Source organism: Luteitalea sp. (assembly GCA_009377605.1).
GTDB lineage: Bacteria > Acidobacteriota > Vicinamibacteria > Vicinamibacterales > Vicinamibacteraceae > WHTT01.
This window is the reverse complement of sequence record WHTT01000264.1, coordinates 1-680: the sequence shown is the minus strand read 5'-3', so window position 1 is coordinate 680 and position 680 is coordinate 1. Positions and strand designations below refer to the sequence as shown.

Annotated in this window: 1 protein-coding gene; it reads left to right on the top strand. The window is 64.6% G+C overall.

Features of this window, described 5'->3' with window-relative positions; genetic code table 11:
* Positions 1-84: 84 nt before the first annotated feature.
* On the top strand, positions 85-633 hold the full coding sequence (locus tag GEV06_28855; GenBank protein ID MPZ21852.1) for a hypothetical protein: 549 nt from the start codon (positions 85-87) through the stop codon (positions 631-633).
* The last annotated feature ends 47 nt before the right edge of the window (positions 634-680 follow it).

Below are 680 nucleotides of genomic sequence, written 5' to 3'. Positions count from 1 at the left end.
AACAAGTATTTCTAATCAACAAGCCGTCAACGGCCGCCGACGTGCCGCACCTCCCGGCCGTGACGCGAAACCTCCCGCCGCCGCTTGAAGAGCGGCACCACGGATCGCATCGCGTCGGAGGAGGCCTCTTACACCATCCTCGTGACGCCGGAGGGCTATCTGCTCCTCTGGGATACCACGTTCGCTCCTTATGGAGAGACGGACGAGATCGTGTTCGGCGATCAGGAAGAGATGGGCCTCGGCATCCGGCTGCAGACGCGCCTGGCCGAGCAGTTCGGCGGTGCGCTCACCGATGCGGAGGGTCGGACGGGCGCCGAGAACATCTGGAGTACGCAGTCGGACTGGGTTGACTACAGCGGCACCTTCGAGGGCAAGTGGATTGGGATGACAGTGATGCCGCACCCGGCCAACTTCAGGAAGAGCTGGTACCACGCGCGCGACTACGGCTTCACGGCCGCCAACCCGTTCGGGCGCGCGGCGATGAAGGCGGGGCCCAAGAGCGAGGTCACCGTGCGAAAGGGCGAGACACTCCGACTCCGCTACGGCGTGCTGATCCACTCGTCCGAGTCGAGGCAGGAGACCGACATTGCAGCAGCCTACCAGCGGTATCTCACGACGGCGGGCAGGGAGTAACTTCCTCGCGGATGGCTGAAGACGCGAAGTATCCGCTGCAGGGCGTG